This window comes from Streptomyces sp. NPDC090083, assembly GCF_044747445.1.
GTDB lineage: Bacteria > Actinomycetota > Actinomycetes > Streptomycetales > Streptomycetaceae > Streptomyces.
The window spans coordinates 519,601-532,875 of sequence record NZ_JBIVED010000001.1; the positions used below are offsets into that span (position 1 = coordinate 519,601).

The 13,275-nt window shown below is 69.7% G+C and carries 7 protein-coding genes; 3 read left to right on the forward strand and 4 right to left on the reverse strand.

Annotated elements, in window-relative coordinates:
• The first annotated feature begins 20 nt into the window (after positions 1-20).
• Positions 21-797, forward strand: coding sequence for a phytanoyl-CoA dioxygenase family protein (locus ACIPTO_RS02145; RefSeq protein WP_401188686.1), 777 nt, complete (start codon positions 21-23; stop codon positions 795-797).
• Positions 798-847: 50 nt separating this feature from the next.
• Here ACIPTO_RS02145 and ACIPTO_RS02150 read toward each other — a convergent pair whose 3' ends face one another.
• Complete coding sequence (locus tag ACIPTO_RS02150; protein ID WP_401188690.1) at positions 848-2,563, reverse strand: glycoside hydrolase family 6 protein; 1,716 nt, start codon at positions 2,561-2,563, stop codon at positions 848-850.
• A gap of 92 nt (positions 2,564-2,655) precedes the next feature.
• A complete protein-coding gene (locus tag ACIPTO_RS02155; protein WP_401188693.1) occupies positions 2,656-4,137 on the reverse strand; it encodes a cellulase family glycosylhydrolase in 1,482 nt (493 codons plus the stop codon).
• 277 nt (positions 4,138-4,414) lie between these two features.
• On the opposite strand from ACIPTO_RS02155, the gene ACIPTO_RS02160 reads away from it, so the two are divergent.
• Both ACIPTO_RS02160 and ACIPTO_RS02165 read left to right on the forward strand, forming a co-directional pair.
• A complete protein-coding gene (locus ACIPTO_RS02160) occupies positions 4,415-7,375 on the forward strand; it encodes a glycoside hydrolase family 48 protein (protein ID WP_401188696.1) in 2,961 nt (986 codons plus the stop codon).
• Between the two features lie 243 nt (positions 7,376-7,618).
• Entirely contained in the window at positions 7,619-10,312 is a 2,694-nt protein-coding gene (locus ACIPTO_RS02165; RefSeq protein WP_401188698.1) for a cellulose binding domain-containing protein, read from the forward strand.
• Between the two features lie 46 nt (positions 10,313-10,358).
• Here ACIPTO_RS02165 and ACIPTO_RS02170 read toward each other — a convergent pair whose 3' ends face one another.
• Together ACIPTO_RS02170 and ACIPTO_RS02175 are read right to left on the reverse strand one after the other, a co-directional pair.
• Positions 10,359-12,263, reverse strand: coding sequence for a rhamnogalacturonan lyase (locus tag ACIPTO_RS02170; RefSeq protein ID WP_401188701.1), 1,905 nt, complete (start codon positions 12,261-12,263; stop codon positions 10,359-10,361).
• 39 nt (positions 12,264-12,302) lie between these two features.
• Positions 12,303-13,265 (reverse strand): helix-turn-helix transcriptional regulator, encoded by a 963-nt coding sequence (locus ACIPTO_RS02175; RefSeq protein WP_401188704.1) that lies wholly within the window; start codon positions 13,263-13,265, stop codon positions 12,303-12,305.
• Positions 13,266-13,275 lie beyond the last annotated feature (10 nt).

A 13,275-nucleotide genomic window follows, 5' to 3' on the forward strand; every position in this document is an offset into this window, starting at 1 on the left:
CCGTCCCCGAGCATGCCGGTATGGACGACGCGACGGCGGAACGCTTCATCGAGGACGGCTTCGTGAAGATCGAGGGCGCCTTCCCGCCCCGGGTCGCGGAGCACTGCGCGCGACTGCTGTGGCGGGAGACGGGCTACGACGCGGAGGACCCCGGCACCTGGAAGGACCCCGTGGTGTGGGTGGGCGACATGGCCCAGGGACCGTTCGCCGCCTCGGTCAACTCCCCTGTCCTGCATGAGGCGTTCGACGTGCTGGTGGGCGCCGGGCGATGGCAGTCCCGGTACTCGGTGGGCAGTTTCCCGCTGCGCTTCCCGCACCCGACGGAACCGGACGACGCCGGCTGGCACATCGAGGGCAGCTACTCGGCGGAAGGCGCGGAGCACGAGTGGCCGTACGCGAACCTGGCCTCGCGGGGCCGGGCGCTGCTGATGCTGATGCTCTACTCCGAGGTCACCGAGGACGACGCCCCGACGCGCATCCGGGTCGGCTCCCACCTCGACGTGCCCCGCGTCCTGGAACCGTACGGCGAGCGGGGCGCCTCGTCGCTCACGCTCGGCCCGAAGGTGGCCGAGGCGTCCGCCGGGCGCCCCCTCACCCACGCCACCGGCAACCCCGGCGACGTGTACCTCTGCCATCCCTTCCTCGTCCACGCGGCCCAGCCGCACCACGGCACCCGCCCGCGCTTCATGGGCCAGCCGCCGCTGATGCCGGCGGTGCCGTACGCGTTGGACCGGTCCGACGGCGCCTACTCGGTGGTGGAGACGGCGATACGCCGAGGGCTGTCGGACCAGGGCTGACCCCGCGCCCCCTTTTTTCGTGGGGAGCGCGGGGCTGTGCCGGTGTGGTCCTACAGCGGGGGGTAGGCGTTGGCCATCAGCTGCTGGAACTGGGCCGAGAACCAGTGCCCGGACAACGGCGCGTTCGGCAGCGCGCCCGACATGTTGTTCCCGTTACGCGCGTTCCCCGTGTACGTCGGGTCGCACATCCGGTCGAACCTCTTGCCCTCGTCGTTGGCGATGGCCGTGCTGGACCCGTCGGACTCCCCCGGCGGCTTCATCCACACGTACGCGTCGATCCCGGTGGCGGGAGCGGCCTGCGGACGCTCGCCCAGGCCCGCACCGGACTGGTTGCACCAGTTGCCGACCTGGATCCGCCGGTCGTAGCGCCCACCGTCGACGTACGTGTCCACGCTGGTGGTCGCGCCCGGACCGGTGGGACGGGCGGAGCCGCCCCAGCCGTTGCGCGACGTGTCGATCAGCATGCCGATACCGGAGTTGAAGCCCACCGACACCAACTCGTTGCGGAACGCCTGGGCGTACGACTGCTCGTCCACGTAGCGGTTCCAGTCGACCCACTTGGACTGGCGCACGGAGACACCGCCCACGGTGTCGTTGATGGTGAAGTTGTTCTCCTTCAGGGCGCTGTAGTTGGCCGTGTTGGTGATGAAGCCGGCCACGTCATTGACCGTCGCGCCCTCGGCGTTCGCGGCCTGGTAGAAGAGGTTCGCGGAGGGGACGAAGTTGTCGTCCCAGCCGAGCCAGCCGTGGTGTCCGGCGTCGATGTAGTTGTAGACGTTGGGGATCGCGCCGAGCTTGTTCAGCGCGTAGCCCACGCCCTTCACGTAGTTGCCGTTGGCGAGCATCGTGTCGCACTGCGCGGTGGCGGTGGCCTTGCTGCCGGTGTTGGTCACGAGGTTGGGCAGCGAGTCGATCTCGATCGTGGTGACGATCCGCAACGAGGCGTACTTGCTGTCGGCGAGGATCGCGGCGATCGGGTCGATGAACTCGCTCTCGTAGCGGCCGATCTCGGTCGGGCCGAGTTCACCGTTGGAGGCGAGGGCCGCGCAGTCGCGCCCGGGGAGGTCGTAGACGACGAGCTGGACGACCTCTTGGCCGGTGCCCTTCTGGGCGAGCGCCGCGTCGAGGTGGGCGCGCAGACCCATCCCGCCGTTGACTCCGTTGATCGCGGCGATGCGGTCGAGCCAGACGCCGGTGGGCTGGTTGGAGACCCGGCTGCCACCGGTCTCGGCGGCGGCCTTCGCGGACCACTCGGGGTTCACGTACACCTTGGCGCCCGCGTACGGGTTGTCGACCCGCCCGCTGGGATCGGTGGTGCCGCCTCCTCCCCCGCCGCCGCTGCCGTCGTCGACGTTGCAGGTCACCCCGTCGAGGGTGAAGGTGGTCGGCAGCGCGTTGGTGCCGCTGTAGGAGGCGTTGAAGCCGAAGCTCACCGAACTCCCGGTCGCCAGGCTCCCGTTGTAGGTCTCGTTGGCCGCCGTGACGGCGGTCCCGCTCTGGCTGATCTTCGCGTTCCAGCCGCTGGTCACCTTCTGGTTCCCGGCGTACGACCACTTGGCGGCCCAACTGGACTTGGCGGCGCCGTTGTTGGTGATGGTGACAGCGGCGGTGAAGCCGGTGTCCCACTGGTTCTGCACCTTGTAGTCGACGCTGCAGGGGATCGCGGCGATGCCGGCGTCCGCCGAGGGAGCGGCGGCCACCGCCGTCCCCGAGGCCCCGGCGACGAGCACCAAGGCAGCGAGCAACGCTGTTCTGGTACGGCTCATGAGTGCGGGTTTCCTTGTCTGTGAAGGAAGGTGCGTGCGGTACTGCGGTGTTCGGGGTGCGCTGTTCCGTGGGTGCTGTGCGGAGGGGGCGCCTATCCGTCGAGGGCGCGCAGATGGTCGCGCAGCCCGATGCCGTACGCCGTCGGCGTACCGTCGTAGTCGGAGATCAGTGACGGACCCGAGGAACAGTCCCAGGTGTTCCAGGTCCAGCCGAGATACGAGAGCCCGCGGTCGTCGAACCACTTCATGACCTGGTCGACGAAGGCGTGCGAGCAGGTGTTCTCGCCGATCTCCCCTGCCACCAGCGGCACTTGGGCCGCGACGGGGGCGAGCGTGGTGTTCCAGCAGCTCTCGGTCGCGCAGGTGTTGAAGTTGTACACGTGGTACGCGGCGACGAGATTGCCGGTCGGGTCGGTGGGTTTGTAGGCCAGCCACTGGCTCAGGTCGTTCGAGTACGCGAGCCCGCCGGCCATGATCACGTTGGTGGCGCCGGTGGACCGTACGGCGTCGACGAGATCCTGCATACCGGCGACCTCGTACCCGATGCCGGGGCAGGTGCCGCCGTCGCGCCAGCACTGCCACGCCTGGGTGGTCGTGGAGGTCGCGCGGTCCGGGTAGGGCTCGTTGAACAGGTCGAACGCGACGGCCCGATCACCCTTGAAGGTGCTGGCGACCGAGGACCAGAACGACGGCGTGTACTGCGCGTCCGGCATCGGCTTCTGGCAGGTGGCGTGCACGTCGGAGCAGCCCGCCGAGTTGCCGGTGTACTGGCCGTAGGTCCAGTGCAGTTCGACGATCGGGGTCATGCCGTGCGCCTCGACCTTCGCCACCAGGTCCTTGACGGCGGCGATGTAGTTGGCGCCCCCGTACTCGGGCTTGATGTTCGAAAGGCCCAGCCAGCACTCCTCGTTGAGCGGAATGCGGACCGTGTTCGCCTTCCAGTCGGCGATCGCCGCGACGGCCGCGTCGTCCACCGGACCGTCCCAGATGCCGTAGCCCTGGACGCACATGAACTCGCCGCCGGAGCGATTGACGCCGAGCAGACGGCGGTTGGTGCCGTCGGCGTCCACCAGCTTGTTCCCGGAGACGTGCAGGGCGGGCGCGGTGCCGTCGGCCGGCGGTGAGGTCGGAGGCGGCGACGTGGGGGGTGTCGGCTCCGCGTCGACGTTGCAGGTGGTGCCGTTGAGCCTGAACGCGGACGGTACGGCGTTGCTCCCGGCCCAGTCGGCGAGGAACCCGGCGCTGACGCTCGCGCCGGTACCGAGGGCACCGTTCCAGCTCTCGTTGGTCGCCGTGACCGTCGTGCCGGACTGGGACCACTTGGCGTTCCAGCCCTGGGTGATCTTCTGGCCGCCGGCGAAGTCGAAGCCGAGGCTCCAACTGCTCACCGGCGCCCTGTTGTTGGTGATGCGCACTGCGCCTTGGAAGCCGGTGTCCCACTGGCCGGTGACCGAGTACTCCACCGTGCACGCGGGTGTGGCACCGGACGCCGTGACCACCGGAACGACCATGGCCCCGACAAGGGCGGTCGCGCCGGCCACGGCTAAAAGTACTGAACGCGGGGGGTGTCGCATGAGCGACTCCTTGCAGCTCGGGCGCGTCACACGGACGCGTCGACTGACGGAATCGCTCCCACTGGTGTCCAGGAAGGTAGCGCCAAGTGACGGCAAAGGACAGGGGAGTCACAGACTTTCGCTGACTTTCCCCCAACTCGCGGCTGTCGAATCTTTTCGACTCCGTAAGCACCTTGACCGCTCACACCCCCGTCCGCACTATGGGAGCGCTCCCACTGGTTCAAGGCTTGTTGCTGCTCCGCCCCCACTTCTCCGAGCCGCAAGGAGGAACCAGCACATGCACCCCAGAAGGAGACGCCGCGCACCCCTGTCCGGATCACCTCCGGGACGCTCCGGCCCGCGTCGGGAGCGGAGGCTCTGGACCGCCGTCGCGGCGGCTCTCGCCCTTCCGCTGTCGCTGCTCGCGACCGGTACGACGCCCGCCCGGGCGGCGACGGTCCAGTGCAGCGTGGACTACAGGACCAACGACTGGGGCTCCGGCTTCACCGCGGATCTGACCCTCACCAACCGCGGCACGGACGCGATCAACGGCTGGACCCTGACCTACGGTTACTCGGGCAACCAGAAGCTCAGCAACGGCTGGAACGGCACCTGGTCCCAGTCCGGCTCCACGGTCTCGGTGACGAACGCGTCGTACAACGGGACCATCGCCGCGGGCGCCGCCGTCTCGACCGGCGCGCAGTTCAGCTACAGCGGCACCAACACCGCGCCCACCTCGTTCGCGGTCAACGGCACCACCTGCGCCGGCGCGCACCAGCCGCCGATCACCGTGCTGACCAGCCCGAGCGCGGGCGCGATCTACACACAGGGGGCCGCGGTCCCGCTCGCGGCGACCGCGGCGGCGGCCGACAACGCGACGATCAGCAAGGTGGAGTTCTACGACGACACCACGCTGCTCGGCACGGACACGACCTCGCCGTACTCTTTTTCGGCCTCCGGTTTGACCGTGGGCAGTCATTCGTTGGTGGCGAAGGCGTACGACAGCCTGGGCGCGTCCGGGGAGTCGACTCCGGTCGGCATCACGGTCACGTCGGGGCCCGCGGTGGTCGCCTCACCGGCCCAACTCGGCGTCCAGCAAGGCAAGTCGGGCACCTACGCGGTGTCGCTGTCCTCGCAGCCGGCGTCGAACGTGACGGTGACGACGGCGCGCGCGAGCGGCAACACGGGGCTGTCGGTCACCGGCGGCGCGTCGCTCACCTTCACGCCGTCGAACTGGAACACCGCGCAGACGGTGACCCTCACGGCCGACGCCTCGGGCACCGGTTCGGCGTCCTTCGAGTCGACGGCGACGGGGTTCACCAAGGCGACGGTCACGGTGACGGAGCTGGCGGCGGCGAACGCGTACGACGCCCGCTTCCTGGATCTGTACGGCAAGATCACCAACCCGGCGAACGGCTACTTCTCGCCGCAGGGCATCCCCTACCACTCGGTGGAGACTCTGATCGTCGAGGCGCCGGACCAGGGGCACGAGACCACGTCGGAGGCGTACAGCTATCTGCTGTGGCTGCAGGCGATGTACGGCAAGGTGACGGGCGACTGGTCGAAGTTCAACGGCGCCTGGGCTCTCATGGAGAAGTACATGATCCCGACCCACGCCGACCAGCCGACCAACTCGTTCTACAACGCGTCGAAGCCGGCGACGTACGCGCCCGAGCTGGACACCCCGAACGAGTATCCGGCGAAGCTCGACACCTCGGTGCCGGTGGGATCGGATCCGATCGCCGGTGAACTGAAGACCGCATACGGTACGGACGACGTCTACGGTATGCACTGGCTGGAGGATGTCGACAACACCTACGGCTACGGCGACACGCCGGGCGGCGGGTGCGAGGCCGGGCCGACGGCGAGCGGGCCGTCGTACATCAACACCTTCCAGCGCGGACCGCAGGAATCCGTGTGGGAGACGGTGCCCCAGCCGACCTGCGACGCCTTCAAGTACGGCGGCAAGAACGGGTACCTGGACCTCTTCACGGGTGACTCGTCGTACGCCAAGCAGTGGAAGTACACCGACGCTCCGGACGCCGACGCGCGGGCCGTGCAGGCCGCGTACTGGGCCGACGTGTGGGCCAAGGAGCAGGGCAAGGGCTCCGACGTCTCCGCGACCGTCGGCAAGGCGGCGAAGATGGGCGACTATCTCCGGTACTCCATGTACGACAAGTACTTCAAGAAGATCGGCAACTGCGTCGGACCCTCGACCTGCCCGGCCGGGACCGGCAAGGACGCCTCGGACTATCTGCTGTCCTGGTACTACGCGTGGGGCGGCGCCAACGACACCAGCGCGGGCTGGGCCTGGCGCATCGGGTCCAGCCATGTGCACGGCGGCTATCAGAACCCGCTGGCCGCCTACGCGTTGAGCTCGTACGCGGACCTGAAGCCCAAGTCCGCCACAGGCGCTGCGGATTGGAGCACCTCGCTGTCGCGGCAGCTGGAGTTCTACCGCTGGCTGCAGTCGAGCGAGGGTGCCATCGCCGGTGGGGCGACGAACAGTTGGCAGGGGCGGTACGCGAGTCCGCCGGCCGGGACGTCGACCTTCTACGGCATGTACTACGACCAGCAGCCCGTCTATCACGACCCGCCGTCCAACCAGTGGTTCGGGTTCCAGGCGTGGTCGATGGAGCGGGTCGCCGAGTACTACCAGCAGACGGGGAACGCGAGCGCGAAGGCGGTCCTCGACAAGTGGGTGGCCTGGGCGCTGTCCAAGACCACGGTCAATCCGGACGGCACGTATCTGATTCCCTCGACGTTGCAGTGGTCGGGGCAGCCGGACACGTGGAACGCCTCAAGTCCCGGTGCCAATACGGGACTTCACGTCACCGTGGCCGACTACACCAATGACGTGGGGGTGGCCGCCGCGTACGCCAAGACGCTGACGTACTACGGCGCGAAGTCCGGGAAGACGGCCGCGAGAACAACCGCGAAGGCGCTGCTCGACGGGATGTGGGGCAACTACCAGGACAGCCTGGGCGTCGCCGTTCCGGAGACCCGCGCGGACTACAACCGGTTCGACGACAGTGTGTACGTGCCGAGCGGGTTCAGCGGGACGATGCCGAACGGCGACGCGGTCAACTCCGCTTCCACGTTCGCCTCGTTGCGGTCCTTCTACAAGAACGACCCGGCCTGGTCGAAGATCCAGAGCTATCTGGCGGGTGGCGCCGCGCCCGTCTTCACGTATCACCGGTTCTGGGCTCAGGCGGATGTCGCCCTGGCCATGGGTTCGTACGCGGAACTTCTCGAATAGTCCCCCGCCGGGCGCTCCGCGGGCCGGACCGTTGTGCGAATGCGGGTCCGCCGTGGCTGGTCGCGCAGTTCGCCGCGCCCCTGGAAACAGGGCGCCGGACCGACCGTCTCCCGGAGCGTCCCGAAGGTTCCGTGTACGTCGCCCCGTCACCTGACGACGGGGCCACCGGCCGGGCGGCCCCCACCCGCACTGGGGGTCGCCCGGCCCTCGTGTCCTGAACCCCTCCTGACGAGAGGACCTCTCGTGCGAAGGACCCGCATTCTCACGGCCGTACTCGCCCTAGCGGCCGGGCTGTTGACGGGCGGCCCGTCCGCCCTGGCCGCGAACGCGAACGCGAACCCGCACCCGACCGCGCCGAAGGTGACCGTCGCGGCCGACACGTACACCTGGCACAACGCCCGGATCGACGGAGGCGGGTTCGTGCCCGGCATCGTCTTCAACCGGAAGGAGAAGAACCTGGCCTACGCCCGGACCGACATCGGCGGCGCCTACCGCTGGCAGCAGTCGACGAAGACGTGGACGCCGTTGCTGGACTCGGTCGGCTGGGACGAGTGGGGGCACACCGGGGTGGTGAGCCTGGCGTCGGACCCGGTCGATCCGGACAAGGTGTACGCGGCTGTCGGGACGTACACGAACAGTTGGGATCCGACGAACGGGGCGGTGCTCAGATCGGCCGACCGGGGCGGGAGCTGGCAGAAGACCGACCTGCCGTTCAAGCTCGGCGGGAACATGCCGGGGCGCGGTATGGGGGAACGGCTGGCCGTCGACCCCAACAAGGACAGCGTGCTGTATCTGGGCGCGCCGAGCGGAAAGGGGCTGTGGCGGTCCACGGACTCCGGGGTCACCTGGTCGCAGGTGACGAACTTCCCCGACGTCGGCACCTACGTGCAGGATCCGACCGACACGACCGGGTACGCCAGCGACAACCAGGGCATCGTGTGGGTCACCTTCGACGAGTCGACGGGCACCGCGGGCACTGCGACCAGAACGATCTACGTGGGCGTCGCCGACCAGGCCAACGCCGTGTACCGGTCGACGGACGCGGGCGCGACCTGGAGCCGGGTGGCCGGGCAGCCGACGGGTTATCTGGCGCACAAGGGCGTACTGGACGCGGTCAACGGTTATCTGTACATCGCATACAGCGACAAGGGCGGGCCGTACGACGGCGGCAAGGGACGGCTGTGGCGGTACGCGACCGCGACCGGCACGTGGACGGACATCAGTCCGGTCGCGGAGGCCGACACCTACTACGGCTTCAGCGGGCTGACCGTGGACCGGCAGCACCCCGGCACCGTGATGGCGACGGCGTCCAGCTCGTGGTGGCCCGACACGCAGATCTTCCGCTCCACGGACAGCGGCGGCACCTGGACGAAGGCCTGGGACTACACGTCGTATCCCAACCGTGCCGACCGCTACACCATGGATGTGTCGTCCTCGCCCTGGCTGACCTTCGGCGCGAACCCGGCGCCGCCCGAACAGGCCCCGAAACTGGGCTGGATGACGGAGTCGCTGGAGATCGACCCGTTCGACTCGAACCGGATGATGTACGGGACGGGAGCGACGCTCTACGGCACGGAGAACCTGACGAACTGGGACAGCGGTGGCCAGTTCACCGTGAAGCCGATGGTGCAGGGGCTGGAGGAGACGTCCGTCAACGACCTCGCCGCTCCCCCGTCCGGCGGGGCCCAACTCCTCAGCGCCCTGGGCGACATCGGCGGGTTCCGGCACACGGACCTGACCAAGGTCCCCTCGATGATGTTCACTTCGCCGACCTTCACGACGACCACGAGCCTCGACTTCGCGGAGACCGCTCCGGGCACCGTGGTGCGGGTGGGCAACGCGGACTCGGGCGCGCACATCGCGTTCTCGACGGACAACGGCGCCAACTGGTTCGCGGGGACGGACCCTTCGGGTGTGAGCGGCGGCGGGACCGTGGCGGCGGCGTCGGACGGCAGCCGGTTCGTGTGGAGTCCGGCGGGTGCCGGTGTGCAGTACACGACGGGCTTCGGCTCGTCCTGGTCGGCGTCGAGCGGTATCCCGGCGGGTGCGATCGTCGAGTCGGACCGGGCCGACGCGAAGACGTTCTACGGCTTCAAGTCGGGCAGGTTCTACGTCAGTTCGGACGGCGGCGCGACCTTCACCGGGTCGGCGGCAGCGGGCCTGCCCGCCGGTGACAGCGTGCGCTTCAAGGCGCTGCCCGGTACGAAGGGCGACGTGTGGCTGGCGGGCGGGGCGAGCGACGGGGCGTACGGGCTGTGGCACTCCACGGACTCCGGCGCCACCTTCACCAGGCTCACGAACGTCGACCAGGCCGACACCATCGGCTTCGGGAAGGCCGCGGCCGGCGCCTCGTACCAGACGCTCTACACGAGCGCGAAGATCGGTGGCGTCCGCGGCATCTTCCGCTCGACCGACAAGGGCGCGACCTGGACGCGGATCAACGACGGCGCGCACCAGTGGGGTTGGACGGGCGCGGCGATCACCGGCGACCCGAGGATCTACGGCCGGGTGTACGTCTCGACGAACGGCCGCGGAGTCGTCTACGGCGATTCCTCCGACGCCGGTGACGGAGGCGGCGGGAGCGGTGGCGGCGACGGCGGCACGCCCGTGCCCACGGGCGCCTGCACGGTGACGTATCGGATCACGAACCAGTGGACGGACGGCTTCCAGGCGGACGTGCAGGTGACCAATACCGGCTCAACCGCCTGGAACGGCTGGTCACTTGGCTGGTCCTTCGCGGACGGCCAGCGGATCGGCCAGCTGTGGAACGCCGACTACGCCCAGTCGGGCGCGACGGTCACGGCGCGGAACGTGAGCTGGAACGGCACGGTCGCGGCCGGGTCGTCGGCGGGCTTCGGGTTCACCGGAAGCTGGTCGGGGGCGAACACGAAGCCGACCGCGTTCAAGGTGGGCGACCAGAGCTGCGCGGTGGCCTGAGCCGGGAGGGCGGCTGCGCGCACCTCGGCGCGCGCAGCCGCCTGGCTCACGGCGTGTACACCGTCGGCCGGGGTGCCGTTCCCATCCCGTCGCCGATGTGGAAGCTCGGGTGAGGCGGCTGGTTGTAGGCCGTGTTCTGCCAGGCCAGGGCCGTGCGGTACTGGGTGTCGTGGAGCAGGGTGGTGATCCGGGTGGTCGTCTCGTAGGGGGTCGAGTAGATCCGCAGGGCCGTGTTGTCCGTGGTGGGCCAGACGGCCTCCTCGCGCCAGTCGCCGAGGATGTCGCCGGACAGGGCCGGGGTCGCCTTGGTGCCGTTGTTCGCGTGGACGCCGGAGGCGGTCAGGAGGCGGGTGTCGGCGGTGGTGCCGTACTTGTCGATGTGGGTGGCGTCGAGGAGTTCGCGTACCGGGTCGGCGTCCCACCAGGACAGGAAGTTGGTGCTGGAGGGCTTGCGGGTGGCCACCACCGTGCCCTGGGGACTGCGGACTCCGCTCTCCGCCGCCGACCAGGACTCGGCGCCCGCGCTGCCCGCCCAGATGTCGCCGGAGACACCGCGGCCGTTGTCGCCGTTGGCCGGTGTGGACCAGATGATGGCGCCGGTCTTCGCGTCGGCCATCCAGGAGGACGGTTTCGAGGAGTCCTCGTCGACCTTGAACTCCTCCAGGCCCGGGCGCGACGGGTCCAGGTCGCCGACGTGCATGGCGTCGCCGTGGCCGTTCTTCGTGGTCCACAGGCCGGAGCCGTTGTCGTCGACGGCCATCGAGCCGTAGACGATCTCGTCCCTGCCGTCCCCGTCCACGTCCGCGATCGCCAGCTGGTGGTTTCCCTGGGCGTCGTAGCCCTTGCCGGTGTTGGTCGAGGAGTTGGTGTCGAAGGTCCAGCGGCGGGTGAAGGCGCCGTTGCGCCAGTCCCAGGCGGCGATCACCGTGCGGGTGTAGTAGCCGCGCGCCATGATCAAGGAGGGGCGGGAACCGTCCACGTAGGCGGTACCGGCGAGGAATCGGTCGACGCGGTTGCCGTACGAGTCGCCCCAGGAGGAGACCGTGCCGCGGGCCGGGACGTAGTCGACGGTGCCCATCGCCCTGCCGGTCAGGCCGTTGAACATGGTCAGGTACTCGGGGCCGGACAGCACGTAGCCGCTCGAACTGCGGTAGTCGGCAGCCACGTTGCCGATGACCGTGCCCGCGCCGTCGACGGTGCCGTCGGCCGTCTTCATGGCGACCTCGGCCCTGCCGTCGCCGTCGTAGTCGTACACCTGGAACTGGGTGTAGTGCGCGCCGGAGCGGATGTTGCGGCCCAGGTCGATGCGCCACAGGCGGGTGCCGTCGAGGGTGATGCCGTCGAGGATCGTGTCGCCGGTGTAGCCGGACTGGGAGTTGTCCTTGGCGTTCGTGGGCTGCCACTTGAGGACGAGGTCGAGGCGGCCGTCGCCGTCGAGGTCGCCCACGGAGGCGTCGTTGGCCTCGTAGGTGTACGCGACGCCGTCGGGGGTCGTGCCGCCGGCGGGTGGGCTGATCGGGACGTCCAGGTAGCCGGTGCGGAACTGGATCGCGTGGACCGAGTCGGCCTGTTCCGCACCGCCGACGATCGCGCGGACCGTGTAGTCGGCCTGGGCGGGGGCGCCGGCGTGGAAGTAGTTCGTGGAGCCGGTGATCGGGGCCGAGTTGACCTTCGTACCGGCGCGGTAGACGTTGAAGGAGACGGTGTCGGGGTCGGTTCCGAGCCAGCGCCAGCTGACCAGGTTGCCGCTGTCGGTGTGGACGCTGACGACGCCCCGGTCGAGGGCTTCGACCTGGCGGGCGGTGGCGGCCTCCGCCGGTGTGCCGGTGGTGAGGGTGGTGAGTCCGGCGGCGATCAGGGCCGCGACGGTGGTCAGGGCGGAGACCGCGGGCCTTCGTCCGCGCGAGGCGTGGAGCGGATGCGGGCGAGGATGCGGGTGCGGGTGGCTCACGTGGCGTACCTCCTGGGAGGACGGACGGGTTGCGTCCCCTCAGTCGCCGCTGTCGGTGAGCGCGTTGCCGTACCTTTCGGCCAGTCGGGCCACCGTGCGGGCGATCCGGTCGCGCAGTTCGGGCGGTGCGAGGACCTCGATGTCCGCGCCCAGCCGCAGGAACTCGCCGTGCGCGTGCTCGACGGACTCGATCGGCACCGACATCAGCGTCCAACCGTCCGACTCCGTACGGCCGTTGACGGGCACCGCCCGGGCGAGGGTCGCCCCGGGCGCGAGCCGGACCACGGACTCGCCCCGGTACAGCCGGTCGTGGAAGTCCTGTTGGTGTGCGGTCCAGTACGCGGCCAGGTCGAAGCCCTCCGGGCGGCTGAACTCCTCCTCCGGGTCGGCGGCGGTGAGTTCGAGGATCTGGTCGACCCGGAAGGTGCGCGGGCCGGGCCCGGCGACGACGTACCAGCGGCCCGCCTTGAGCACGAGCCCGTACGGCTCCAGTCGGCGCCGCACGTCGGTCGGTTCGCGCCAGCGCCGGTACATGGCATACAGCACACGGTTGTTCCATACGGCGTCGGCGACCGTATGCAGGAACGGTGTCTCGTCGGCATCCGCGTACCACCCCGGCGCGTCCAGATGGAACCGGCCACTGACCCGGTCGGCGTGCTCGCGCAGTGCGGCGGGCAGGGCCGCGCGCACCTTCAGCTGGGCGGCGGCGAGCACCGGGCCGAGGCCCAGCTCGGCGGCCGGGCCCGGCGCGCCCGCGAGGAACAGGGCCTCGGCCTCGTCCGTGGTGAGGCCGGTCAGGCGGGTGCGGTAGCCGTCGAGCAGGCGGTAGCCACCGGCGTGCCCGGCGTCGCCGTAGAGCGGGACGCCCGCCGCGCTCAGTGCCTCGACGTCCCGGTAGACCGTGCGGACGGAGACCTCCAGGGCCTCGGCGAGCTGGGCGGCGGTCATCCGGCCCCGGGTCTGGAGCAGCAGGAGGATCGAGACGAGTCGGCTGGACTTCACTGCCACAGGA

Excerpts from the sequence above, each read along its gene's own strand:
- ACIPTO_RS02145 (WP_401188686.1), top strand. The coding sequence starts at position 21 with ATGGACGACGCGACGGCGGAACGCTTCATCGAGGACGGCTTCGTGAAG.
- ACIPTO_RS02150 (WP_401188690.1), bottom strand. The coding sequence starts at position 2,563 with ATGAGCCGTACCAGAACAGCGTTGCTCGCTGCCTTGGTGCTCGTCGCC.
- ACIPTO_RS02155 (WP_401188693.1), bottom strand. The coding sequence starts at position 4,137 with ATGCGACACCCCCCGCGTTCAGTACTTTTAGCCGTGGCCGGCGCGACC.
- ACIPTO_RS02160 (WP_401188696.1), top strand. The coding sequence starts at position 4,415 with ATGCACCCCAGAAGGAGACGCCGCGCACCCCTGTCCGGATCACCTCCG.